25 protein-coding genes and 1 riboswitch are annotated in these 22,697 nt (G+C 59.7%); of the genes, 7 read left to right on the forward strand and 18 right to left on the reverse strand.

The features are described from left to right. Window positions 1-61 precede the first annotated feature (61 nt). The 3 genes from gap (C8265_RS06955) to gap (C8265_RS06960) form a co-directional block, all read right to left on the reverse strand. The gene (gene gap, locus C8265_RS06955; RefSeq protein ID WP_108483262.1) at window positions 62-1,063 is read right to left on the reverse strand and encodes a type I glyceraldehyde-3-phosphate dehydrogenase; all 1,002 of its coding nucleotides are present in this window, start codon (window positions 1,061-1,063) and stop codon (window positions 62-64) included. 134 nt (window positions 1,064-1,197) lie between these two features. Next, a complete protein-coding gene (locus tag C8265_RS19465) occupies window positions 1,198-1,338 on the reverse strand; it encodes a hypothetical protein (RefSeq protein WP_164512290.1) in 141 nt (46 codons plus the stop codon). 30 nt (window positions 1,339-1,368) lie between these two features. Further along, window positions 1,369-2,373 (reverse strand): type I glyceraldehyde-3-phosphate dehydrogenase, encoded by a 1,005-nt coding sequence (gene gap, locus C8265_RS06960; protein WP_108483263.1) that lies wholly within the window; start codon window positions 2,371-2,373, stop codon window positions 1,369-1,371. A 130-nt stretch (window positions 2,374-2,503) separates the two neighbouring features. Here gap (C8265_RS06960) and C8265_RS06965 point away from each other — a divergent pair, with 130 nt between their 5' ends. Beyond that, window positions 2,504-2,878: a DoxX family protein gene (locus C8265_RS06965; protein WP_276308495.1), complete on the forward strand. Its 375-nt coding sequence runs from the start codon at window positions 2,504-2,506 to the stop codon at window positions 2,876-2,878. A 46-nt stretch (window positions 2,879-2,924) separates the two neighbouring features. On the opposite strand, the gene tkt is transcribed toward C8265_RS06965, so the two are convergent. Next, on the reverse strand, window positions 2,925-4,946 hold the full coding sequence (gene tkt / locus C8265_RS06970; RefSeq protein WP_108483264.1) for a transketolase: 2,022 nt from the start codon (window positions 4,944-4,946) through the stop codon (window positions 2,925-2,927). A gap of 211 nt (window positions 4,947-5,157) precedes the next feature. On the opposite strand from tkt, the gene C8265_RS06975 reads away from it, so the two are divergent. The 3 genes from C8265_RS06975 (at window position 5,158) to C8265_RS06985 (ending at window position 6,742) form a co-directional block, all read left to right on the forward strand. Beyond that, entirely contained in the window at window positions 5,158-5,616 is a 459-nt protein-coding gene (locus C8265_RS06975; protein ID WP_108483265.1) for a hypothetical protein, read from the forward strand. After that, window positions 5,609-6,025 (forward strand): cell division protein ZapA, encoded by a 417-nt coding sequence (locus C8265_RS06980; protein ID WP_108483266.1) that lies wholly within the window; start codon window positions 5,609-5,611, stop codon window positions 6,023-6,025. The genes C8265_RS06975 and C8265_RS06980 overlap by 8 nt, the downstream gene beginning before the upstream one ends. 60 nt (window positions 6,026-6,085) lie before the next feature. Next, window positions 6,086-6,232: riboswitch (FMN riboswitch) on the forward strand. Between the two features lie 75 nt (window positions 6,233-6,307). Then, window positions 6,308-6,742, forward strand: a complete 435-nt coding sequence (locus C8265_RS06985) for a 6,7-dimethyl-8-ribityllumazine synthase (RefSeq protein ID WP_108483267.1) — start codon at window positions 6,308-6,310, stop codon at window positions 6,740-6,742. A 120-nt stretch (window positions 6,743-6,862) separates the two neighbouring features. Here C8265_RS06985 and grxD read toward each other — a convergent pair whose 3' ends face one another. Genes grxD through C8265_RS06995 form a run of 3 tightly spaced genes read right to left on the reverse strand, consistent with a single transcriptional unit; the run spans window position 6,863 to window position 7,592 of the window. Next, window positions 6,863-7,222, reverse strand: a complete 360-nt coding sequence (grxD, locus tag C8265_RS06990) for a Grx4 family monothiol glutaredoxin (protein ID WP_108483268.1) — start codon at window positions 7,220-7,222, stop codon at window positions 6,863-6,865. Beyond that, on the reverse strand, window positions 7,219-7,353 hold the full coding sequence (locus tag C8265_RS19900; protein WP_276308496.1) for a hypothetical protein: 135 nt from the start codon (window positions 7,351-7,353) through the stop codon (window positions 7,219-7,221). The genes grxD and C8265_RS19900 overlap by 4 nt, the downstream gene beginning before the upstream one ends. Then, on the reverse strand, window positions 7,350-7,592 hold the full coding sequence (locus C8265_RS06995) for a BolA/IbaG family iron-sulfur metabolism protein (protein ID WP_108483269.1): 243 nt from the start codon (window positions 7,590-7,592) through the stop codon (window positions 7,350-7,352). Before C8265_RS06995 ends, C8265_RS19900 begins: the two co-directional genes overlap by 4 nt. Window positions 7,593-7,769: 177 nt before the next feature. Here C8265_RS06995 and C8265_RS07000 point away from each other — a divergent pair, with 177 nt between their 5' ends. Then, entirely contained in the window at window positions 7,770-8,078 is a 309-nt protein-coding gene (locus C8265_RS07000) for a putative quinol monooxygenase (protein WP_108483270.1), read from the forward strand. Here the strand turns inward: C8265_RS07000 and C8265_RS07005 are convergent. The 11 genes from C8265_RS07005 to C8265_RS07055 form a co-directional block, all read right to left on the reverse strand. Continuing rightward, the gene (locus tag C8265_RS07005) at window positions 8,064-8,960 is read right to left on the reverse strand and encodes a NaeI family type II restriction endonuclease (RefSeq protein WP_108483271.1); all 897 of its coding nucleotides are present in this window, start codon (window positions 8,958-8,960) and stop codon (window positions 8,064-8,066) included. The genes C8265_RS07000 and C8265_RS07005 overlap by 15 nt on opposite strands. Next, window positions 8,960-9,919 carry a DNA cytosine methyltransferase gene (locus C8265_RS07010; protein WP_108483272.1) on the reverse strand — a complete coding sequence of 320 codons (960 nt, stop codon included), beginning with the start codon at window positions 9,917-9,919 and terminating at the stop codon, window positions 8,960-8,962. The genes C8265_RS07005 and C8265_RS07010 overlap by 1 nt, the downstream gene beginning before the upstream one ends. A gap of 60 nt (window positions 9,920-9,979) precedes the next feature. Next, window positions 9,980-10,705 carry a 2-dehydro-3-deoxy-D-gluconate 5-dehydrogenase KduD gene (gene kduD, locus C8265_RS07015; protein ID WP_108483358.1) on the reverse strand — a complete coding sequence of 242 codons (726 nt, stop codon included), beginning with the start codon at window positions 10,703-10,705 and terminating at the stop codon, window positions 9,980-9,982. Window positions 10,706-10,777: 72 nt separating this feature from the next. After that, the gene (locus C8265_RS07020; protein WP_108483273.1) at window positions 10,778-12,430 is read right to left on the reverse strand and encodes a glycerol-3-phosphate dehydrogenase/oxidase; all 1,653 of its coding nucleotides are present in this window, start codon (window positions 12,428-12,430) and stop codon (window positions 10,778-10,780) included. Further along, entirely contained in the window at window positions 12,423-13,961 is a 1,539-nt protein-coding gene (locus tag C8265_RS07025) for an FGGY-family carbohydrate kinase (protein WP_108483359.1), read from the reverse strand. The genes C8265_RS07020 and C8265_RS07025 overlap by 8 nt, the downstream gene beginning before the upstream one ends. Before the next feature lie 60 nt (window positions 13,962-14,021). After that, entirely contained in the window at window positions 14,022-14,477 is a 456-nt protein-coding gene (derI, locus tag C8265_RS07030) for a D-erythrulose-4-phosphate isomerase (RefSeq protein ID WP_108483274.1), read from the reverse strand. A gap of 11 nt (window positions 14,478-14,488) precedes the next feature. Further along, window positions 14,489-15,259: a triose-phosphate isomerase gene (locus C8265_RS07035; RefSeq protein ID WP_108483275.1), complete on the reverse strand. Its 771-nt coding sequence runs from the start codon at window positions 15,257-15,259 to the stop codon at window positions 14,489-14,491. Then, complete coding sequence (locus C8265_RS07040) at window positions 15,256-16,227, reverse strand: sugar-binding transcriptional regulator (protein WP_108483276.1); 972 nt, start codon at window positions 16,225-16,227, stop codon at window positions 15,256-15,258. The genes C8265_RS07035 and C8265_RS07040 overlap by 4 nt, the downstream gene beginning before the upstream one ends. A gap of 23 nt (window positions 16,228-16,250) precedes the next feature. After that, window positions 16,251-17,183, reverse strand: coding sequence for a sugar phosphate isomerase/epimerase family protein (locus C8265_RS07045; RefSeq protein ID WP_108483277.1), 933 nt, complete (start codon window positions 17,181-17,183; stop codon window positions 16,251-16,253). A gap of 1 nt (window position 17,184) precedes the next feature. Continuing rightward, window positions 17,185-18,696, reverse strand: coding sequence for a glycerol-3-phosphate dehydrogenase (locus C8265_RS07050; protein ID WP_108483278.1), 1,512 nt, complete (start codon window positions 18,694-18,696; stop codon window positions 17,185-17,187). Then, entirely contained in the window at window positions 18,693-20,267 is a 1,575-nt protein-coding gene (locus tag C8265_RS07055) for an FGGY-family carbohydrate kinase (RefSeq protein WP_108483279.1), read from the reverse strand. Before C8265_RS07055 ends, C8265_RS07050 begins: the two co-directional genes overlap by 4 nt. Window positions 20,268-20,500: 233 nt before the next feature. Here C8265_RS07055 and C8265_RS07060 point away from each other — a divergent pair, with 233 nt between their 5' ends. Together C8265_RS07060 and C8265_RS07065 are read left to right on the forward strand one after the other, a co-directional pair. Further along, window positions 20,501-21,145 (forward strand): DUF2291 family protein, encoded by a 645-nt coding sequence (locus tag C8265_RS07060; protein WP_108483360.1) that lies wholly within the window; start codon window positions 20,501-20,503, stop codon window positions 21,143-21,145. Further along, on the forward strand, window positions 21,145-22,686 hold the full coding sequence (locus C8265_RS07065) for a sugar ABC transporter ATP-binding protein (protein ID WP_108483280.1): 1,542 nt from the start codon (window positions 21,145-21,147) through the stop codon (window positions 22,684-22,686). The genes C8265_RS07060 and C8265_RS07065 overlap by 1 nt, the downstream gene beginning before the upstream one ends. Window positions 22,687-22,697: the final 11 nt, after the last annotated feature.

Raw genomic sequence — 22,697 nt, forward strand, 5'->3', positions numbered from 1 at the left:
GACGGCAAAAGGGCCGCACATGGCGGCCCTAACGTAAGATTTCACGCGAGATGGTGAAGAATTACAGGAGTTTGCCCATCGCAACGGCTGTATCGGCCATGCGGTTGGAAAAGCCCCATTCGTTGTCATACCAGGTCAGAATCCGCACCATGTTGCCATCCAACACCTTGGTCTGGTCCAGATGGAACACCGAGGAATGTGGATCATGGTTGAAATCCGAGCTGACCAACGGTTCGTCCGTATAGCCCAACACACCTTTCAATGCGCCATCGGCGGCGGCGCGGATGGCATTGTTCACCTCGTCCACGGTGGTGGCGCGGCTGGCCTCAAACGTCAGATCCACGACCGATACGTTGGGGGTGGGCACGCGGATCGCCACACCATCAAGTTTGCCGTTCAGTTCGGGCAGAACCAGGCCCACGGCCTTGGCCGCACCGGTGCTGGTTGGAATCATCGACAGCGCGGCAGCGCGCGCGCGATACAGATCCTTGTGCATCGTATCCAGCGTCGGCTGATCGCCGGTATAGCTGTGGATCGTGGTCATGAAGCCTTTGTTGATGCCGATGGCATCGTTCAACACCTTTGCGACGGGCGACAGGCAGTTGGTGGTGCACGATGCGTTTGACACAATCAGGTCATCGGCGGTCAGCGTGTCATGGTTGACGCCATAAACGATGGTCTTGTCGGTATCCTTGCCCGGTGCCGAAATCAGAACCCGCGATGCGCCGTTTTCCAAATGCGCCTGACACGCCTCTTTGCTGGTGAAAATACCGGTACATTCCAGCACGATATCGACATCGCCCCAGGGTAGATCGGCAGGGTTGCGCAGAGCGGTTACCTTGATCGGGCCGCGGCCCACATCGATGGTGTCTTCTGTGGTTGTGACGGTGGCGGGAAACCGGCCATGCACCGAATCATAGCGCAACAGGTGGGCGTTGGTTTCCACCGGGCCCAGATCGTTGATTGCGATGACTTCGATATCGGTGCGGCCCGATTCGATGATCGCGCGCAAGATGTTGCGCCCGATGCGTCCGAATCCGTTGATGGCAACTTTGACGGTCATGAAAAGCTCCTTTTGCATAAATGCAGATGGCGCATCCCCCGCCACGAGGATCGCAGCAGAGGGCGTTTGTTAAACGCTAACATCTCGATTTTCGCAGAAAGGTCAACCAAAAGAGCGGGATCGCACGCCCGCCCTCATCGCCAAAAGGCGAGATAATCAATCAAGCCGACAAATTTCTGGCCCAGATACACGATCATGCCACTGTCGAGCCACAGATCAAGCCCGATCAGACCCAGAATCAAGAACCCCAGGCCAATCGCGATTGAATTTGTCATATCGGCACCCCCGGGGGCACCATGGCCCGATCAATGAAGAAGACGGCCCATCGTGCCGGCCACATCGGCCATGCGGCAGGAAAAGCCCCATTCGTTGTCATACCATGCCAGAACCCGCACCGTGCGACCACCCACAACCTTGGTCTGGTCGGGCGCAAAAACACAGGAATAGGGCGAATGGTTAAAATCAATCGAAACCTTTGGTGCGGGATCATAGCCCAGCACGGCGCCCATATGCCCCGCTGCGGCTTCGGCCATGATTGCGTTGACATCGGCAACCGTCACATCGCGGCCCGCCTCAAACGTCAGATCGACGGCGCTGACGTTGGGGGTGGGTACGCGCAGGGCGGTGCCATCCAACCGGCCGTCAAGTTCTGGCAAAACCTCGCCCAATGCCTTGGCCGCACCAGTGCTGGTGGGAATCATCGACATCGCGGCAGCACGGGCGCGGTACAGATCATCATGGCGCCGGTCCAGCGTCGGCTGATCGCCGGTATAGCTGTGAATTGTGGTCATGATGCCGCGTTCAATGCCGATAGCATCGTTCAACACCTTGGCCAGCGGTGCAAGACAATTGGTGGTGCATGATCCGTTTGACACCACATGATCGGTCGACAGCAGACTGCGGTGGTTGACCCCATAAACCACGGTGCGGTCGGCGTTTTTGGCCGGGGCCGAGACCAGAACGCGCTTGGCACCCCGACCCAGATGCACGGCGGCCTTGTCACGGGCGTTGAATTTGCCGGTGCACTCCAACACCACATCGCAGCCGTCCCAATCCAGTGTTTCGGGATCATAGGTTGACGACACCTGGATCGGCCCGCGTCCCAGATCCAGCGCATTGCCCTTGACCGAAACTTCGCCCCGGAACGCGCCGTGTATGCTGTCATAGCGCAGCAGGTGGGCGTTGGTTTCAATCGGGCCGGTGGCGTTGATCTTCACCACCTGCACATCGTTGCGCGATGCCTCGTGGATATGGGCGAGGGTGGCGCGGCCGATGCGGCCAAAGCCGTTGATACCTATGGTGACGGTCATTTGGTTGCTCCTGTCGGTTTGTCGCCATTGGTATACAATGGTGGTACGGCAAAAATAGGGCCGAAGAACAAGGCGTTAGCGTAAACATCAAGGGTTAGCGATACCGCTAGCGTCGGACAGGAGGGGATTTGTGATCACAAAAGAAAGCGCGATCGAAAAGACGTTGCACAGGGCAGGGCGGGTTTTGCTGGCGCTGTTGTTTTTCGCAGGGGCGATGCAAAAGATGGCCAATCCCGACCCGGCGATGGGCCTGCTGATCGCCAGGGGGTTGCCCGGATGGCTGATCTGGCCCGCTTTGGTTTTCAATGGTGTGGCTGGGGTGGCTTTGATCGCCGGTTGGGCGCTCCGCCCGCTCGGGCTTGCCTTGGCGGCCTACTGCATCTTTACCAGCTGGTTTCACTTTATCCCAAGTGATCCGTGGCAAATGTCGATTTTGGTGAAAAACTGGGCGATTGCTGGTGGATGCCTGATCCTTGCAGCAGGGGCCAGCGGCCGAAACCGCTGAAAACCCCGGTGTATCGCCGCCCCAAACATCGGGGCGGCGACAGGTATTACAGGCCCAACAGGCCGCGCACCTTGGCGGCTGTGTCCTCGGCGGTGATGCCGAATTTTTCAAACAGGGTTTCCGCCGGTGCCGAAGCGCCAAACCCTTCCATTCCGACAAAATCGCCCTTGTCGCGCTTGCCACGCTCACCAAACAGCCACTTGTCCCAACCAAACCGACCGGCGGCCTCAATCGCAACGCGCACCGGCCCCGCGGGCAGTACTTTGCGACGATACGCTTCGTCCTGCGCCTCGAACAGTTCCCAGCAGGGCATGGAAACGACGCGCGTGCCGATCCCCACGGATTCCAGCAAATCGCGCGCTTCCATGGCGATGGATACTTCAGACCCCGTGGCCATCAGAATCGCCTGACGCTTGGCGGTTGCTTCGGCCAGAATATAGGCACCCTTGGCGGTCAGGTTGTTGGTCTTATGCTCCAACCGCACGGTCGGCAGGTTTTGGCGCGACAGACACAGAACCGAAGGTGTCTTGTCGCTGGTCAGGGCCACTTCCCATGCTTCGGCGGTTTCGATGCTGTCGGCGGGGCGGAACACGTTGGTGTTGGGCGTGGCGCGCAACATCGCCAGATGTTCCACCGGCTGGTGGGTTGGGCCATCTTCGCCCAAACCGATGCTGTCATGGGTCATGACATAAACCGCAGGCACGCCCATCAGCGCCGAAAGCCGCATCGCGCCGCGCGCATAATCGGTGAAACACATGAATGTCCCGCCATAGGGGCGCACACCGCCGTGCAGCGCAAGCCCGTTCAGCGCCGCCGCCATGCCATGTTCGCGGATGCCATAATACACATACCGGCCCTTGCGGTTTTCGGGGCTGAACGTGCCCAGATCAGCGGTAAGCGTGTTGTTCGATCCGGTCAAATCCGCCGAGCCGCCAAAGGTTTCGGGCATGATCGGGTTGATCACCTCCAGCGCCATTTCGCTGCTTTTGCGGGTCGCGACCTTTGGCGCGCTTTCGCTAAGTTGTTTTTTCAGCGCGCGAATCGTCGATGACAGCTTTTTGGGTGCCTCACCGGCAACCATCCGGTTGAACATCGCCTGGCGACTGTCCGACAGATCGGCCAAACGGTCGTTCCATTCGGCAACTTCGCTATCACCTTTGCGCCCCACGTCCTCCCACCAGGATTTGATGTCGGCGGGAATTTCGAAGGGTGCATAGGGCCAGCCGTAAACTTCGCGCGTGTCGGCGATCAGTTTTGGATCGGTCAGCGCACCGTGGCCTTTGCTGGTATCTTGGGCCGAAGAACCCAGCGCGATATGAGTCTTGCAGGCAATCATCGACGGTTTGCCAGATTTCTTGGCGGCAATGATCGCGGCGTCGATTTCTTCGGGGTTATGGCCATCAATCGACTGGACGTGCCAGCCCGACGCGGCAAAGCGTTTCACCTGATCGGTGCTGTCAGACAAAGAAACCGGCCCGTCGATGGTGATGTTGTTGTCATCCCAGAACACGATGAGTTTCGACAGTTTCTGATGCCCGGCCAGCGCGATGGCCTCTTGGCTGACGCCTTCCATCAAACATCCATCGCCTGCGATGACGTAGGTATAGTGATCGACGGTTTTCTTGCCGAATTTCGCACGCAGCACTTCTTCGGCCATGGCAAAGCCCACCGAATTGGCCAGACCCTGACCCAAGGGGCCGGTCGTGGTTTCGATGCCCGCGGCATGGCCATATTCGGGGTGACCTGCGGTGATTGCGCCCCACTGGCGGAAATTCTTGATCTGCTCCAACGTCATGTCCTTGTACCCGGTCAGGTGCAAAAGACCGTACAGCAACATCGATCCGTGGCCTGCTGACAGGATGAACCGGTCACGATCGGGCCAGTTGGGGTTGGCGGCGCTGAATTTCAGGTGCTTTTCAAACAGCACCGTTGCCACATCGGCCATGCCCATGGGCATCCCGGTATGGCCCGAATTGGCGGCGGCCACGGCATCCATGGCCAACATGCGCAAGGCGGCGGCGCGGTTCCAGTGATCGGGCGCATTGGCGCGCAGGGTGGCAATATCCATGAAACTATCCTGTGTTTAAACAACGGTGGCGTTAGCGCAGGTCATAGCAGGTGACAGGCCAAGATCAAGCAGACCAAGGGGTTTGATAGAGCAAATCCACGGTTGGGGGCTGAATTTTGGTTTGACTTGGGGTTAAATGGTTGCGAGCGCAGTAAAATGATTCGGTTTGCGTTTTGGGCCGGGTCGACACGTAAGGTTAAAGGACAGTGTCATGCATGACATGAGTGAGCTTGAGCGCCGGATTTCCGCCGCGCTTGATCGGATATCCATCAACGTGGCCACGTTACAGCGCCCGGCACCCGCCCCCGATCCGGTAAAAGAGCCGGAACAAGACGATTTGCCCCCGGCCAGCGAGTTGCAAGCCGATCTTGAGGCCGAGCGCGCCGTTACCGCCCAATTGGAAGAGCGTGTGCGCGCCATCAAGGAAAAACAAGACACCAAGGTTGCAACGCTGGAAACCGATCTTGAGGCAGCGCGCAACCGTATTGCCGCGCTCGAAGCGGAAAACACCGATTTGCGTGAGAATACCAGCAAGGGCGACGACGACGGCGATGACAGCTTGCGCGCCCAGTTGGCCGCCCTGAAAGAACAGCGCGCAACCGAACGCGCCGAATTGGCCGAACTTCTGGCCCACCTGCAACCCATCGTCGAGGAGAGCGCCAGTGCCTGAGATCAAAGTCGTTATCGGGGGGCGCACCTTTGATGTGGCCTGCCAGGAGGGCGAAGAGCATTATCTGCAATCCGCCGCCCGGATGCTGGACACAGAAGCCGCCGTGTTGGTGGCGCAAATCGGGCGTCTGCCCGAAAGCCGGATGTTGCTGATGGCGGGGCTGATGTTGGCCGATAAAACCGCCGGCATGGAAGAGCAGGTGCGCGCCAGCGAAGCCACCATCGCCCAGTTGCAAGCGCAACTCACCCAATCTCAGGCCGAGGCGCAGACGTTGCGCAACGCTCCGCCCCCCCCGGCAGAAAAGGTCGAAGTGCCGGTCATCCCCGCGGCGTTGGTTGAATCCATGGCCGAAATGGCTGCCCGCGCCGAGGCGATCGCGCAGGACGTCGAAGAGCGCGCCAATACCTGACCGCGCCGGCGGTATGGGCACCAAACCCCTTGCACCGCGTAAGAATTTCGATCATCTAGCCCGTGTTCTCAGGGCGGGGTGAAATTCCCCACCGGCGGTAAGCAGCGTGAAACCTGCAAGCCCGCGAGCGCCTTTCATTAGAAAGGGTCAGCAGATTGGGTGCAATTCCCAGGCCGACGGTCACAGTCCGGATGAGAGAGAATGCGCAACCGCCCCGTTTCAACGGGCCGCGCTGCGCGTGATCGCCTTGGGTGACGTGTCGTTGCAAAAGGAGACAAACCCATGACACACACCCGATACGCCTTTATTCAGGCCCGCTGGCATTTTGATATCGTCAGTCAGGCCCTGGTTGGGTTTCAGCAAAAAATTTCGCCGGATCAGATCGATGTTTTCGATGTGCCCGGCGCATTCGAAATGCCGCTTTTGGCGCGCACCTTGGCCAATACCGGCAAATATGATGCGGTGATCGCCGCAGCTTTGGTCGTTGACGGCGGCATCTATCGCCACGAATTTGTGGCCCAGGCGGTGGTCGATGGCCTGATGCGGGCCGGATTTGACAGCGGCGTGCCGGTCTTGTCGGTCTCATTGACGCCACATGCGTTTCAGGAAACCGATCATCACATCGCCATTTTCAAGGATCACTTTGTGAAAAAGGGCCAAGAGGCCGCCGATGCCGCCCTGTCCATCACCAAGTTGCGCGCGGAAATTTCGGCCTGAGCGGGATTTTGCCCCGGTGTTACAACGCCTTCAACGTCAAAAGCCCAGGCACGGAACCTGGGCTTTTTCTTGCACTAAATATCCAAATCCGACGGCGGCAACCGCCTGCGACGAAACCGGTTATCCGTTGGCTTCGCGAATCTTGTCTGCCGCGTCCTTGTCAAACGTCACGCCCTTTTGGGTAAACAACGTGTCCAGTTCGCCCGACATGGTCATCTCCGTGATGATGTCACAGCCACCGACAAATTCGCCTTTGACGTACAGCTGCGGGATGGTGGGCCAGTCGGAATAATCCTTGATGCCCTGGCGCACGGCTTCGTTTTCCAACACGTTTACATCGGCATACTCCACGCCCATGTAATTCAAAACACCGGCCACGCGCGATGAAAACCCGCATTGTGGCATGGTCTTGTTGCCCTTCATGAACAGCACAACATCGTTGGAGGTGACGGTTTGTTTGATCTGGTCTTCTGCACTCATGTCTTTGTGTCCTTTTTGCGGGCGGGCTGTTTGCCCTTGATATAGGGACGCAGCGCGCCATAGGTGATGACCCCGACCAGGGCGATGGCCCCGTAAATCGGCCACCCTTCCAAAATCAGGTTCAGGCTCAATCGGGGGCCTTTGTGGTCAGGGCAAGGGCGTGAAGTTCGCCGTTTGATCCATCCATCTTGCCTTTCAGGGCCGCGTATACGGCGCGCTGTTGTTGTACGCGGTTCATGCCCGCGAAGGATGCATCGATCACTTCGGCGGCGTAATGGTTTCCGTCGCCACGCAGATCGGTGATGGTCACCTTGGCGTTGGGGAATGATTCAAGGATCAAATCCTCAATTTCTTGGGCTAACATGGCCATGGGGGCATCCTTTACTGCAGTTACGTGCAATCTATGGCGGCAGATCGCGCGCTTCAAGGTGATAGGAGAAGACATCCGATGCAAGGGCGCATTCGGTCGCTGATTGGCGCGAAACCCCGCGACATTCCAATCGCAGTTTCGTATGACTTGACCGAACCGTAATCTTTAGGAGCTTTCATGACCCAATCTGTGCATGTTGTCGCCGTTTTAACCGCCAAACCGGGCAAGCGTCAGGCGATGCTTGATGCCTTTGCTGAAAATCTGCCGGCGGTTTTGGCCGAAGACGGTTGTATCACCTATGTGCCAACGGTGGACGCCCCGGAATCAGGCGCGCCCTATGGGCCTGAAACCGTTGTTGTGATCGAAGAATGGGCCAGCGCCGCCCATCTTGAGGCGCACCGCGTTGCCCCACATATGCAGGAATTTAGTGCCAAGATCGGCGATTGGGTGGCGGACAAGGCGGTTCATATTCTAACTGCCGGCTAACGGATGCCCATGATCCGAGGCCCGCGCGATGGCCTGGGCGTCGCGCGGGCGGTGTGAAATGAACGCATCACCCGGGCAGCGCGACAGGCCCAGCGCGCGGATCAATGGCTGATCGTACTGCCCCGATAACAGAACAATCCCCTCACGCGCCAGAATGTCGCGGGTGCCGCGCCCCTTGTCCGACCGGATTCGGCGCATGAAGTCATGCTGTCGCGCCACCGCCTGCACCACATCGCGGGTGATCGGGCGATCCTGAATCAGGCGGAACAGGGTCGCCATGCGGGCATTGCCGGTCTGGCCTGCGAAAATCTGCGCAATGGCCGGTTCGGGCACCGTGCGCCAGAAGTTCGGCGGATAGGGGTGATGTTTCAACAGCCACAGGATGTTGGCAAACCCTTGGGCAGAAACAGATTTCTTGGCATCCTTGTTTTGCCCCGTGGTCAGGTTTTCGGCCCGCGCCACAAACAGGCCCAGATAACACAGCGCCCGCGCCTCATCGGCGGCCACCAGAATACAGGGGTGATTCACCGCCTCGGTCGGGATCATCCAAGTGTTGCCCATGGTGTTTTTGATATCCACATCATGGCCCAGAATCACCGTATCCAACCGCCCCTTGGGCAGTGAAAGCAGCGCGCGCAATTCGATCTCGACCCGTGTGCCGATATAGGTTTTTTCGGTCTTTTCCAGATCGTCATATGATCGCCGCCCGGTTTTCGCGGTCATGATCACATCATCGACACAGCCGCGCAGCATGGCGGCAAATCCGCTGGCCAGTGCGGCGCCACCGCCCGCGCGGCGCGTGATGTCATCCGCCAAGGCGCCCAACAGCGCATAATCCGGGTGGCCCGGCGCAATCAAACTGTCGGGCAGGGCGCGTTTCATCAGGCCGAAACAGCGTGCAGCATCCGTTTGCGCAGGGCGCGCGCCACCTGTTTGCCCACGGCCGCCGCCACGGGCGGGGGAAACGCATTGCCGACCTGCCGGTATGCGTTGGTTTTGGCCCCGGTAAAATGCCACTCATCGGGAAAGCCCTGAATCCGCGCCACCATCGGCACGGTCAGGCGCGGCATGCCGTTGTGAAACGGATCGGGCGCTTCGGGCGCGATGGTGCGCCCCTCAACCCCCAGACTGGCCCAGGCGGCGCGTGCGCGCGTCGGCCCCAGATCCGGCCCGCCGTGTTTTTTGCTGCCCCCCACGATGGTCGGGGCGATTTCATCGGCCTTGGCGGCCCAATCCTCGGCCCCGCGCCAACCGCGCGCCGCCATCATATCGATCAGGGTTTTGCCAACCGTGGGGGGATTGTGCCGGTTCGGCTCTGGCCAATCAAACAGATCGGCGCGCTGTTTTTGCAGCGCCACAATCACCACCCTTGGGCGCAATTGCGGAACCCCATAATCGGATGCATTCAGCAGCCGCCAATCGGTGGTATAGCCCAATTTATCCAACTGCACCTTCAGCTTTTCACGATAATCGTGAAACACCGCATCCAGAAATCCGCGCACATTTTCAATCATCACGGCGCGGGGGCGGGCGGCGTCGATAATATCAATCGCATCGTTAAACAGATTGCGCTCGTCCTGTTCGCCCAATTGTTTGCCCGCCACCGAAAACGGCGGGCAGGGCAGGCCCCCCGCCAACAAATCAAGGCCCGCGTGATCGGCGGCGCGGTCTTTGAACAGGCGCACATCTTGTTCCAGCACGTTCCATTCGGGGCGGTTGTGACGCAGGGTGTTGCAACAGTGTTTGTCGATCTCAACCAAGGCAGAATGGCCAAATCCGGCGGATTCCAGGCCCAAAGCTTGCCCGCCGGCACCGGCACATAATTCAACAGATGTCAGCATTTGCGCCACCCCTTTGTTCCGCCTATGTTCTTAGCGGCCCAATCACACGCTCGCAAGGGGCTAGCGCGCCATCCACCCGCCATCCACGCTTACCACTGTGCCGTGAATGTAATTTGCCGCGGACGATGCCAGAAACACGGCGGTTTGTGCGATATCATCGGGTCTGCCCCATCGCCCGGCCGGGATTCGTTCCAGGATGGCGGCGTTTCGGTCCGGATCGGCGCGCAGGGCGTCGGTGTTGTTGGTGGCGATGTAACCGGGTGCAATGGCGTTGACGTTGATGCCTTTGGCCGCCCATTCATTGGCCAACACCTTGGTCAGGCCCGCAACCCCGTGTTTTGACGCGGTATAGGCGGGCACGCGAATCCCGCCCTGAAACGACAAAAGCGAGGCGATATTCACGATCTTGCCCGCCCCGCGCGGCAGCGCCGCCTTGGCGAAGGCCTGTGAGGTAAAGAACACCGCCTTCAGGTTTACATCGATCACCGCGTCCCAATCGGATTCGGAAAAATCCACGCTGTCGTCGCGCCGGATAATGCCCGCGTTGTTGACCAGAATATCAATGGGCCGGTCGGCAAAAATGCCTGTCGCTGCCATCGGATCGGCAAAATCCAGGGTCAGGGCCTCGGCGCTGTCGATCTGCGCCACCGTATCGGCGCAGGATGATCGCCCGGCGCAAATCACATGCGCCCCGGCCCGCCCCATGGCAATGGCGATGGCGCGCCCGATGCCGGTATTGGCGCCCGTGACCAAGGCGGTTTGCCCGCTCAGCGAAAAGGGGTTCATTGCCATTCCTCCGATAATTCCCGCCAAAGCAGAACAGCACACCCGTGCCCCGTCAACCCCGCCGATGTTTGGTTAAACCGTGATCCCATGCCGTTGGGCCAATGTTGCCCGCGCGCGCGTAAGTTCCGCATCGGCGCGTGCATCATTCCACCCCAAGGCCCGGGCGGTGATCTGGCAGATTTCCTGCAAAACCGGCGTGGTCATTTGCCCGGTGATCGCCAAAGGCGTGCGGCGCAGCACGATGTCCTCCAGATGGTGCACCTGTTCGTTTTGCGCAATCCAGGTGATTTCTGCCGCGCTGAATCTGGTGGTCGCGATATAGTCAGGCCGGCCATTTTCGGCGAGAGCGATCTTTTTTGCAGTGGTGCCGTAGCGGTGCAACAGGTCTGAAATACGCTCGGGATCTGCGCCCGATTGTTGTGCCAAATCGGCCACCCATGCTGTGCGCTCGGCTGTGGTGCGCGGCATGTTGCGCCCGCCGCCTATGGGCAAGGCATCGGTTTTGATGTGCCGGACCTTGCCCAAATGTTCCAGAATCGTATCGGCCACGTCAGCCGCAAAGGCGCGATACGTGGTCCATTTCCCCCCGATCAGTGACACAATCGGAAACGGACGCCCATCCGCTGCCGGGGCCAAAGGTGCCGAATGATCCCGGCTGATCAGACCCGGCGCAATACCGGCGGAATTGGGCAAGGGGCGAATGCCGGCATAGGAAAACACGATCTGATCGCGGCCAAATTCCAGCCCCGGCAGAAGTGTTTTCAGACTGTGCAGGAAATAATCGGTTTCGGTGTCGGTGCAATGGGCGGCGTCGGGGTTGTCATCGGGAAGATCTGTCGAGCCAACCAGCGCCTTGCCCAGAAACGGAAACACCAACAGGATCCGGCCATCATCGCTTTCGAAATAGATCATCCGCCCGTTTAATTGGCGCAGCAATTCCGGGTGGTCGATCAGGATGTGTGATCCTTTGGTTCCGCCAATCAGTGCCGTTTCCATACCCAGCCGGGCATTCACGGTATCAATCCATGGCCCGGCGGCGTTGACCACCATATCGGCCCGAACCGACAATGGCGCACCGTCCGGCCCGGTCAACTGCACCACACCGTCTCTTTGCCCCACCAGATCGGTCCAGTTCATCGCGCGCGATTGCGGACTGGCGGCGATGCCATCCTGCACCAGTTCCAGAACCAGACGTTCGGGCGCGGAAATCGCCGCATCGTGATAGGTGCCGACGGCGACGATATCAGGGGTGAGGGCCGGAATTTCCGCCAAGGCGCGGCGTCGGCTTAGCATTTTATGCATCGGCATTTGCCGCGCCCGCGCGCCATAAAAATCATATAGGCGCAGACCGATTTTCACCAAGATCGCGCCGCGGTTGCGCGGTGCGGTTTTTGAGCCGAAAAATGTGCGGATCGCGGGCCAGATGCCTTTGGTCCAGGAATAAATCGGAATGATGGTGGGCAGCGGCGTCACCAAATGCGGCGCATTGCGCAACAGCAGATTGCGCTCATAGGTCGATTCCGCCACCAGCCGGAATTCACCGGTTTCCAGGTATTTCAATCCGCCGTGAATAAGCCGCGAGGGTGCGGCACTGGTGCCCGAGCCATAATCGCCCTTGTCCACGATCAAACAGCGCAATCCCTGTTCGCATAAATCGCGAAACAGGCCCGCGCCGTTGATGCCCGCGCCAATGATCAGCACGTCGTAATGTTGGGTTTCAGTCATTTGATGTCCTGCGCCCTTTGGCCTCAAGCGTGTTCAGCCGGTCCCACGTATCGGGCAGGATATCGGCCAGGTTTTGATAGGCGGCATAGCGTGTTTCGTATTCGGCCACGCGGTCGGGCCGGGGGTGATATGTGGTTGAAATGGCGTCTAAATCACGCGGATCGGCATCAAACTGGGCAAACGCCCCGACCGCCGCGCCCGCACACAGGGCCGCGCCCCAGGCTGCCGCCTCATCTGTGGCAGATGTGGCAACCTGCATTCCCAATATATCGGCAAACAACTGCGCCACCACCGGATTGCGCGCGGCGCCCCCGGTCAGGCGCGCGGTGTCGGTGGGAAAGGTGGCGCGCAGCGCGTCGATATGATGGCGGTGGTTGAACACGATGCCTTCCAACAGCGCGGCAAGGATATCGCCGCGATTATGCCAGCCGCGCAGGCCGAAAAATCCGGCACTTGCCGCCGCGCCATAAGGCGAGCCGAACAGGAACGGGTGGTAAATCGCCGATGAGGCCCGCGCCAGCGCGTCGTCGATTTCAGGGGCCAGAAGGGCGTGTATCGTTTGCCCACGGCGTTCGGCATTGGCGCGGTCAGTGGCGCAAAATGTATCGAGAAACCAATCGTAATTGGTGGTTGAGGCGGGGGAGATCGCCATATTGTTCCACACCCCCGGCCGCACCCCATTGCGGCAGAACCACCGCGCATCGGGGGTGGGGGTGTCTGACACCGCTTCGTTGATCGAATAGGTGCCCGCGACAATGCCCATGACGCCGGGTGTATGCCCCCCGATCCCCAAAACCGAGGCGGTGACATCATGCAATCCGGCGGCCACGGGCGTGCCTTGGGCCAATCCGGTTTGCGCGCTGGCGGCCTCTGACACGGTGCCAATGATTTCGGCGGAATGGGCCACATCGGGCAGGGCGGGGGCGATAGACTGCAGCCCGAACAGCGCCAAAGCGTCGGGCGTGTAATTTTGCGTGCGCATGTCGGTAAACGACGTGCTGGCCTCGGTGCGGTCGGTGCCGATGCTGTCGGTCAGGCAATACCTCAGCCAATCCTTGCAAGCCATCACATGGGCGATTTTGCCAAACCTTTCGGGCTCTTCCCGCTGTATCCAGGCTAACAGCGCCGAGGGGGCCGACACATGGGGCATCTGCCCGGTCAGGGCCAGGCTTTCGCGGTCAATCCCGGCGGTGTGCCAATCGCCAATCACATCCGCCGCGCGACTGTCGAGCGACAGGATCGCATTGCCCAACGGCGCGCCCTGTTGATCAAGCAGATAAATGCCATCGCCATGGGCGGTGGCCGCCACGGCCAGAATATCGCTGGGGTGTGTGCCGCTGTCTGCTAAAACCTCGCGAATGGCGTCGGCGGTCTGGTGCCACAGATCCATCATATCGCGTTCCACCCGGCGGGGTCCGGGCATGATCTGACGCACATTGCGCCGCACCACGCCCAGTTGCCGGCCTGCCGTGTCAAATACAACGGCTTTGGTGACAGTCAGGCCACTGTCGATTGCCAGAATACGGGCCATTTTACGGCTCCTGATTTTGGGCGCGGTCCCGGTATGGAACCGCGCATTGTTTCGCAACATTCAGCCTTTGGTGTATTTCGCACCCACATCATCAATCGCGGTGACATTGCCCGCCGATCGGCCCTGGGGGTCGAATGTTGCGTTCAAAAAGGCATCGGCGATGTCCTTGGCCAATTCCGCGCCAATCACCCGCGCGCCCATGGTTATGATCTGGGCGTTGTTCGATGTGGCGGCTTTGCCGGCGGAATAGGTATCGTGGCACTGCGCGGCGCGGATGCCGGGCACTTTGTTGGCGGCGATTTGCACGCCGATGCCGGTGCCGCAAACCAAAATCGCCCGGTCAAACGCCCCGTCGATCACCGACGACGCCACCCGATCAGACAGGTTGGCGTAAAACTTATCGCCCTGCCCATCGACGCGCGACAGGTCCGACACCTCGTGTTGGTCTTTCAGATGCTCGGCCAATATTTGCGCCAGACCTTCGCCTGCGCTGTCTCCTGCGATGGCAATTTTCATGGTGTTTCCTTTCAGTTAAGAGTTGCGGCACATTTGGTCAGAATGTCGAGGTATCCCTCGACGTTCCAGGCCGAGCGCCCGATGAACAGCCCGTCGATATGTGGGCATTGAATAAGTTCTTCGCAGTTTTGGGGATTGACCGATCCGCCGTAAAGGCACGGCACCTTTTGGCCCAGAACATCCTGCGCCACGGCAATGATTTCGCCTTGGCGCGCATCGGCATAATCGGATGTGGCCGGAATACCGTTTTCGCCAATCGCCCACACCGGTTCATAGGCCAGCAGGATCGGGGCGGATTTCTGTGCGTCGCTCAGTTTTCCCAATGCGCCGCGCACCTGGGTTTCCAGAACCGCGCGGGCCTTTCCCGCCTCGCGATCTTCCAAGGTTTCGCCAATGCAGATCAGCGGGATCAATCCGTGGCGCACCGCCGCTTCGGTTTTCAGACCCACGGTTTCATCGCTTTCGCCAAAATGTTCACGCCGTTCGGAATGGCCCAACTCGACAATGTCCAACCCGCAATCGGTCAGCATCGGCGCCGAGATTTCGCCGGTCCAGGCCCCCTGATCGGCCCAGTGCATGTTTTGTGCCCCAACCTTGACCGATGTATCGGCCAGGATCTGTTTCACCTCGCGCACGGCGGTGAACGGCGGGATCACAAAACGTTGGATGCGCGCATCGCTGTCGCTGTCGGCCTTGGCCAGTGCCTTGGCAAAGGCCTGCGCCTCGGCCAGGGTTTTGTTCATTTTCCAACTGGTGCCGATCCAATACTGCGGTTGGGTCATGGGGTATCCTTTTCTTCTAACAACAAGGCTTTGGCCGTTCGCTCATCGGTTATCAACCCCGACAACCGCCCGCTTTTCAACACCGCGCGCAGGGGGGCAATTTTTTCGGGGCCACCGGCCAAGGCGACAATGCGATCCTTGCGCCCATCGCCCAGTGATACCGCCAAGGTGCGCGATGTCAGCGGCGTTTCAAGGGCGCGCCCGTCACGATCAAAGAAATGGCCCAGCATTTCGCCCACACCGCCGGCCTTGGCGATTTCCTCAATCTCGGATGGTTCGATCATGCCTGATGTCACCAGTTGGGTTTCGGCCTTTACCGTGCCGATGCCGACAATTTTCAGTGGCGCGTTTTCGGCCAGATGAAACACTTCTTTCACACCGCGCTGGGCCAGCAACACCTCGCGATCCTCCGAGGTGTTGGCGAAAAACGGCACCGGCATCACATAGGCCCGCGCGCCGGTTTTTTCGGCCAACAGATGCATCACATCATGGGGGTTGGCGGCGAAATTGCGGGTCAGCCCGCCCAATAACGACACGAAATTCAGCCCCGTGGTGTTAAACCGGGGCAGGGTGCGCACCGCTTCGGCCAGGGTGCGGCCATGGCCGATACCGATGGTTTTTTCCTCACCGCTTTCAAGCCAGCGGCGCAACCGTGCGGCCCCTTTCAACCCCAAGGTGCGCAGGGGCAGACCGTCTTCCTCAAGGTCGGGGGCGATTTCGCAGGTATCGAGGGCGTAGCGGTCTGTCATCGCCTCTTCCAGCTCGATACATTCGATGATTTCGCCCTCAATGCTGACCTTGACCGCGCCATCGGCCACGGCGCGCGCAATCAGGCGGTGCGCCTTGACCGACGGCACGCCCAGCCGTTTGGCCACCTCGCCCTGGCGCAACCCACCGACATAATGCAACCAGGCGGCGCGAATCGCCAAAGACTGTTCTTCGTCGACTGACATGCGATCACGGGCCATTGCGCCATGTTCCTATCTGCGGATTACAGGTTCAGATCCTGCGCGCCACTGTCGATATGGGGCGCCCAGAATGCCACGCTTTCGGCGATCTGTTCGATCACCTGGCGGTCATTGGGTTCGCGTTCCTTGAACGAAAGTTCCAGACAGATTTCATTGTCCACCGCCCCGCCTTCGGCAAAGGCTGCCAGCAAAGGTTCGGGTTGTATCGAGCCCTTGGCGTTGAAAGCGGCGGTAAACGGGCGGTGGCCGGATTTATCCATCATCGATTGTTTGATATGGATGATCGGGCTGATTTTCGGCACGGCACGCGCCCAGGCATATGGATCGGTATCGTCGGGATTGGGCGATGTGACATCGCCGTGGTCGATATCGGCCATCATCCACATTGGAATCGCCATGTCGGCGGCGGTTAGACGGTCTTGCAAAGCAATGGCCGACGCGATGGTTTCACCAAATTCGCGCCCCACGCTCATCGGTTCCCAAAACAGGTATTTCAGGCCCGCCGATTTGGCATGGTCGGCCACCTCGGCCCAACAGTCGATGGCGATCTTGATCAGATCTTCGCGCCGCGCCGGATCGTCATAATCGCGATAGGTGAAAATCGCGAATTGGGTGCCGACGGAATCGGCCCCCAAATCACCCACGATATCGGCAAATGTCTTGAACCAATCGACATAGTATCGCCGCACATCGGCATCGGGATGGCCGAAATGGTTTAGCCGCCCATAGGGCCCGGTCATCCCCGAAGTCACCCGCGCGCCGGTGCGGTTAAGGGCGCGATCCATATCGCGGGTCAGGCGGCGGATCACCGGGGCGGGCCAACTGGGGTTGATGAATTCATGGGTCAGTTGAATATCGCGGATCCGGATATCGCGCGCGATGGCGGTGATCAGATCATCGGGTTCGGCAAAGCGGTTGACCAAGGGGTTGGTGTTGAGGGAAAGCGTCAGTGTCATGTTATGCTGCCACTCCATTGGCCGCGTTGAACCAATCGGCGAACGCCTGTTGTTCCGCCTCGCTCAGGTGCAAGCGGTGTTTGGTGCGCCGCCACAGGATGTCTTCGGCACTCAGCGCCCATTCTTGCGCCATCAGGTATTTAACCTCGGCCTCGTATAATGTGCCGCCGAAATGGCGACCCAGACCATCCAGCGTGGTGGCATCGCCGACGATATTCGCAATCCGGGTGCCATAGAGCCGCCCGTAATGACGGCGCAAATCCTGGGGCATCCAGGGATAATTTGCCTTCATCGTGTCGCGAAAGCTTTCGTAATCGGCATTGGGCATGTCGCCGCCGGGCAGGGGGGCGTGATCGGTCCAATCCTTGCCCATTTCGGGAAAGAACCTTGCAATCTTGTGCATGCCGCGCTCGGCCAGTTCGCGGAAGGTGGTGATTTTGCCGCCAAAGATGTTCAGCATCGGCGCGCCGCCGGTTTCCTCAAGATCGAACACATAATCGCGGGTCACGGCCGATGGATTGCCCTTGCCATCGTCAAACAGCGGCCGCACGCCAGAGAACGAGGTTTGCACATCGGCGCGAGTCAGCTTTTCCTTGAAATACCGGTTCACGGCATCGATCAGATATTGAATCTCATCCTCGCCCGCGGTCACATCTTCGGCGCGCCCCTCATAGGCCATGTCGGTGGTGCCGATCAACGCCTTGTCGCGCTCGTACGGGTTGATGAAAATCACCCGCTTGTCGTGGTTTTGCACCAGATAGGCCTGTTCGCCCTTCCAGAATTTCGGCACGATGATATGGCTGCCCTTGACCAGCCGCACATTGCGCGTCGAATTTGACCCGGCCACGCGGGTCAGAACATCGGTCACCCATGGCCCGGCGGCGTTTACCAATACCTTGGCTTCGAATGTGCGGGTCTGGCCGGTTTGGCTGTTGGTTGTGGTCACATGCCACACCCCGTTTTCGCGCCGCGCCGAAGTACAGGCCGTGCGCGTCAGCACCGTGGCACCGCGTTCGGCGGCATCGACCGCATTCAGGATCACCAATCGCGCATCATCAACCCAGCAATCTGAGTATTCAAAGCCTTTGGTGTATTTATCCATGATCGGCGCGCCTTCTGGGTCGCGGCGCAAATTCAATGTGCGGGTGCCGGGCAATTTTTTGCGCCCGCCCAGATTGTCATACAGAAACAGGCCCAAACGTACCAACCACGCCGGGCGGTCTGTGGGGCTGTGGGGCAGGACAAACCGCATCGGCCAGATGATGTGGGGTGCATTGTTCATCAGGATTTCACGTTCGATCAATGCCTCGCGCACCAGACGAAATTCGTAGTATTCCAGATATCGCAGCCCGCCATGCACCAATTTGCCCGACCGTGACGATGTGCCTTGCGCCAGATCATCCTTTTCACACAGGACAACGCTTAATCCCCGGCCTGCCGCATCGCGCGCAAACCCTGCGCCGTTGATGCCGCCGCCGATGACGAAAAGATCGACCTTGGTTGTGTCTGTCATGCGCTTGCTCCTTTGACGCTCCGCTGTGCGGCCAGACTGCCCCAGATCGGGGGCAGGGCCGTGCGCGTGGTGCTGTAAGTTTGAAATAGACTGTCATATGTTGCCACCAGCGGGGCATCGGGTGGCTCGGGCGTGCCCAGCAGGGGCGTTGTCCACTCACCGATACAGGTATCCATATCGGGGTATGCGCCAATCGCCACGGCGGCCATCATCGCACAGCCCGCCGCCCCCGCCTCATCGCGCGCCGAGACGCGCACCGGCACGTTCAGCGCCCCGGCCAATATCCGGCGCAATCCGGGCGAGCGTGCCGCGCCCCCGGTCAGGCGCAATTCTGACGGCATCGCGCCCATGGCGGCGTAGCAATCGCGGGTGGCCAGCGCCAATCCTTCGACAATGGCGCGGATGATATCGGGAAACCGGTGGCCGGCGTTCAGCCCGATCAGGCTGGCGCGGGCATCGGCATTGACAAACGGCCCCCGCTCGCCCGCCTCAGAGATATAGGGGTGATACAGGATTTGCCCCGGCGGCGCGCTGTCAAGCCAGCGATCCAGGTGTTTGACCAAATCGCCATGGCTGGGGGCGGAGCCAAATTCGCCCAACAGATCGCGCGCCATCGACAAGGCCCAGTCGATGTTCAGGGTCGCCGCCATGTTGGTTTGCACCTGTGTCACCCGGTCGGGTGCGGGCAGACAGATCACATATCCCGTCCCTTGGGCGTTCAGATGCACATCGCCCGATGTCACGGCACGCATATGCACGCCGGTTGATCCGATGGTTGAACAGGCGGCACCGGTATCGCCCGTATAAACGCCGGCGCCAAGGGCGGTCATCACCATATCGACATAGCCTAACGACACCGGCGTGCCCGCCAACAGGCCCGTCGCCTTTGCCGCGTCGGCGGTCAGGGGGAATGTGGATTGGGTTCCGTCGATAATTTCGGGCAACAGATGGCGGCGGCCGGACAGGCCCAGTGCATCAATCACCGTATCGTTATATTGCCGGGTGCGAAAATCGCCAAAGGTGAAACTGGCCTCGGATGGATCGGTGGCGCGAACGCCGGTCATGTTGAGAAACAGCCAATCCTTGCAATGCAGTGCCGCCTCGGCCCGGTCCAACAATTCGGGGTGGTGGGTGTGCATATGGGCCATCTGCGTGCCCTGCTGGCAGGTGTTCAGCCCGGTGCCGGTTGATTCGAATCGCGCGCGTTCGGTCGCGCCCGCCGCCAACCGCGTCACCGTGGGCGCAGCGCGGGCATCCAGCCACAGCCAGGCATCGCCCACCGGCGCATTATCGGCACCCACCAACCAAGTGCCATCGCCCTGACCGGTGATCGCCACCGCCGCCGTGCGCCGGGCCAGGTTTTCAACCTTGTCGGCCAATCCGCGCAGAGCGGTGGCGCAATCGGCCCAAGTGCGCGCCAGATCTTGGGTTGCCGCTCCGTCTGCGCCCATCACATAGGTGTTGCGCACCGCCGAAGTGGCAATTTGGCGGCCCGCCAGATCAAAGGCGACAGCCTTGATCACCGACGTACCCGCATCAACGCCAATGATCAGTTTCGCAGTTTCCCCCATTGTCGGCCCTCTTGCATCTCGGTGTGTATCGGCGCGTGCCATCCTGTCTTAACCAGAACGCTATCACGAAATTTTCAGCTAGTGTGAATTTTTTTGCAGACAACGTAAATTTTTTCAAATAGGGTTGCGATAAGCGCGGCATATATTTTCGCCGCAAGGTGCCAATCGGCAACCGGGCGAGGAGGCCCGCGATTGGCGCACGAACAGGCAGGGGGAGCGTGAGCGATATGGTCATGACAGACACCGCAACGACAACGAACAAGGCCGGGCGGCGCAAGATTATCGTCGCCGCCGCCATTGGCGTTCTGGTCGCCGCAATCGCGCTTGATACGGCTGTGGTTCAGATCGGATCAGATGCCGATCTGCGCCAACAGGCGTTCGATCCTGATCGTTTTGGCCAGGACGCCTTTCCCGACATTCGCGATGGTGTGATCGCCCGCGCGCCCGACGCGACCACTTTGGCCACCGCCCTTGCCGCCGATAAAAGCGCCGCAGTGGCGGAGTATGGCACCACGGCGGGCGCGTTTCCGGTGTTGCCGGTGCAATTTACCGGCGTAGTGGGCGAAGGCAAATCCGGGATATTCGCGGTGACAGTTGATGGAATGCCTGAGGGCACCGGCATTCGGGTGCAAACCGGCCCGGCGATCAACGGCACCGAATTGCGCGATATTTCCGGCGATATCGAATTTGGCGCCTTCACCAATCAGATCGAATACCAAGACGCAGGTGCCGGCATCAACCGGGCGATGGCGGCGCAGGTGTTGGCAGATCTGGATCGTGACACGCTGAGCGGCAAAACCATCACGGTGACCGGGGCGTTTACCATGATAAACCCCAAGAATTGGCTGGTGACGCCGGTGGCGTTGGAGGTGCAGTGATGGCCGCCGCCCCGGTTTCAAATACCACGCCCGACACCAAAGAGGTCGTGTTGGCCGCGCGCAACGTGGCCAAAAGTTTCGGCGCGGTTCATGCGTTGAAAGGCGTGAATTTCGATGTGCATCGCGGCCAGGTGACAACCCTTTTTGGCGAAAACGGTGCCGGAAAATCCACCCTGATGAAGGTTCTGTCGGGCGTTCATACCCCCACCAGCGGTGAGTTGATTCTGGATGGGCAGCCGGTTGAAATCACCTCAACCGTCGTGGCGCAGGAATTGGGCATATCGATCATCCATCAGGAATTATCGCTCGCTCCGAATATGAATGTGCGCGACAATATCTTCATGGGCCGCGAAATCACTGGCAAATTCGGTGTGGATTACGCCGAGGAAGACCGCCAGACCCGCGCCCTGATGAAAGAACTGGAAGAAGACATTGATCCGCTGACCCTGGTTGAGGATCTGCGCCTGGGCCAACAACAGATCGTTGAAATCGCCCGCGCACTTTCGGTCAATTCGCGGGTTCTGATCATGGATGAACCCACTTCTGCCCTGTCGGCGACCGAAGTTGAGGTGCTGTTCAAGGTCATTCATGATCTCAAGGCGCGCGGCGTCAGCATCGTTTACATCTCGCACCATCTGGAAGAGGCGCTGACCATCACCGACCACGCGGTGGTATTGCGCGACGGCGTGATGACCGCCTATGCGCCGCGCGCCGAAATTGATCTGGAATGGATCGTGCGCAACATGGTGGGCGATAATTTTGATCTTGGCACGCCGCCCGACAGCACCTTTGGCGATGCCGCGCTGGAACTTCAGGCGCTGTGCGTCGGGGCCGCATCGGGCAGTGGTCTGGCCGTTGATCATTTGGATCTGACCGTGCGGGCCGGTGAAATCGTGTGCATTTACGGGCTGATGGGGGCCGGACGCACCGAAATGATGGAATGTGTCGCGGGCCGTTTGGCACCAATCAGCGGCAACATTTTGTTGCACGGCCGCGATATTGCCAAACTTACCATTGCCGAACGCATCGCCGCCGGCCTTGTTCTGGTGCCCGAAGACCGGCAGCGCGATGGATTGGTGCAAACCATGACCGTCGGGCGCAACCTGTCTTTGGCCTCGATCCGGAATTTCACCAGCGGTTTGTTTACCGATGCCAAGGTCGAAAACGAAATCGTCAACCGGTCGATCAAAGAGGTGACGGTGAAAACCGATGGCCCCACCGCGCCGATTGGTTCACTGTCGGGTGGCAATCAGCAAAAGGTGGTGATCGGTAAAATGTTGGCCACGAAACCTTCGGTGATTTTACTTGATGAACCCAGCCGCGGCATCGACATCGGCGCCAAGGCCGAAGTGTTCAAGATTCTGGCAGACCGGGCCAAGGCCGGGATGGCGGTGGTTTACACCACATCCGAAGTCACCGAATGCCTGTCGATTGCCCACCGGGTGATTGTCATGCGGCGCGGCAAGATCGCGGCCGAATTCACCCACGACACAACCAAAGAGTCAATCATGGCCGCCTCGGGCGAAAGCCTGGTGGCATGAGCGAATTGCAG

The sequence above is a fragment of the Oceaniglobus ichthyenteri genome (genome assembly GCF_003057885.1).
Taxonomy (GTDB): Bacteria; Pseudomonadota; Alphaproteobacteria; order Rhodobacterales; family Rhodobacteraceae; genus Oceaniglobus; species Oceaniglobus ichthyenteri.

Excerpts from the sequence above, each read along its gene's own strand:
- gap (WP_108483262.1), bottom strand. The coding sequence starts at position 1,063 with ATGACCGTCAAAGTTGCCATCAACGGATTCGGACGCATCGGGCGCAAC.
- C8265_RS19465 (WP_164512290.1), bottom strand. The coding sequence starts at position 1,338 with ATGACAAATTCAATCGCGATTGGCCTGGGGTTCTTGATTCTGGGTCTG.
- gap (WP_108483263.1), bottom strand. The coding sequence starts at position 2,373 with ATGACCGTCACCATAGGTATCAACGGCTTTGGCCGCATCGGCCGCGCC.
- tkt (WP_108483264.1), bottom strand. The coding sequence starts at position 4,946 with ATGGATATTGCCACCCTGCGCGCCAATGCGCCCGATCACTGGAACCGC.
- C8265_RS06975 (WP_108483265.1), top strand. The coding sequence starts at position 5,158 with ATGCATGACATGAGTGAGCTTGAGCGCCGGATTTCCGCCGCGCTTGAT.
- C8265_RS06985 (WP_108483267.1), top strand. The coding sequence starts at position 6,308 with ATGACACACACCCGATACGCCTTTATTCAGGCCCGCTGGCATTTTGAT.
- grxD (WP_108483268.1), bottom strand. The coding sequence starts at position 7,222 with ATGAGTGCAGAAGACCAGATCAAACAAACCGTCACCTCCAACGATGTT.
- C8265_RS06995 (WP_108483269.1), bottom strand. The coding sequence starts at position 7,592 with ATGGCCATGTTAGCCCAAGAAATTGAGGATTTGATCCTTGAATCATTC.
- C8265_RS07000 (WP_108483270.1), top strand. The coding sequence starts at position 7,770 with ATGACCCAATCTGTGCATGTTGTCGCCGTTTTAACCGCCAAACCGGGC.
- C8265_RS07005 (WP_108483271.1), bottom strand. The coding sequence starts at position 8,960 with ATGAAACGCGCCCTGCCCGACAGTTTGATTGCGCCGGGCCACCCGGAT.
- C8265_RS07010 (WP_108483272.1), bottom strand. The coding sequence starts at position 9,919 with ATGCTGACATCTGTTGAATTATGTGCCGGTGCCGGCGGGCAAGCTTTG.
- kduD (WP_108483358.1), bottom strand. The coding sequence starts at position 10,705 with ATGAACCCCTTTTCGCTGAGCGGGCAAACCGCCTTGGTCACGGGCGCC.
- C8265_RS07020 (WP_108483273.1), bottom strand. The coding sequence starts at position 12,430 with ATGACTGAAACCCAACATTACGACGTGCTGATCATTGGCGCGGGCATC.
- C8265_RS07025 (WP_108483359.1), bottom strand. The coding sequence starts at position 13,961 with ATGGCCCGTATTCTGGCAATCGACAGTGGCCTGACTGTCACCAAAGCC.
- derI (WP_108483274.1), bottom strand. The coding sequence starts at position 14,477 with ATGAAAATTGCCATCGCAGGAGACAGCGCAGGCGAAGGTCTGGCGCAA.
- C8265_RS07035 (WP_108483275.1), bottom strand. The coding sequence starts at position 15,259 with ATGACCCAACCGCAGTATTGGATCGGCACCAGTTGGAAAATGAACAAA.
- C8265_RS07040 (WP_108483276.1), bottom strand. The coding sequence starts at position 16,227 with ATGGCCCGTGATCGCATGTCAGTCGACGAAGAACAGTCTTTGGCGATT.
- C8265_RS07045 (WP_108483277.1), bottom strand. The coding sequence starts at position 17,183 with ATGACACTGACGCTTTCCCTCAACACCAACCCCTTGGTCAACCGCTTT.
- C8265_RS07050 (WP_108483278.1), bottom strand. The coding sequence starts at position 18,696 with ATGACAGACACAACCAAGGTCGATCTTTTCGTCATCGGCGGCGGCATC.
- C8265_RS07055 (WP_108483279.1), bottom strand. The coding sequence starts at position 20,267 with ATGGGGGAAACTGCGAAACTGATCATTGGCGTTGATGCGGGTACGTCG.
- C8265_RS07060 (WP_108483360.1), top strand. The coding sequence starts at position 20,501 with ATGACAGACACCGCAACGACAACGAACAAGGCCGGGCGGCGCAAGATT.
- C8265_RS07065 (WP_108483280.1), top strand. The coding sequence starts at position 21,145 with ATGGCCGCCGCCCCGGTTTCAAATACCACGCCCGACACCAAAGAGGTC.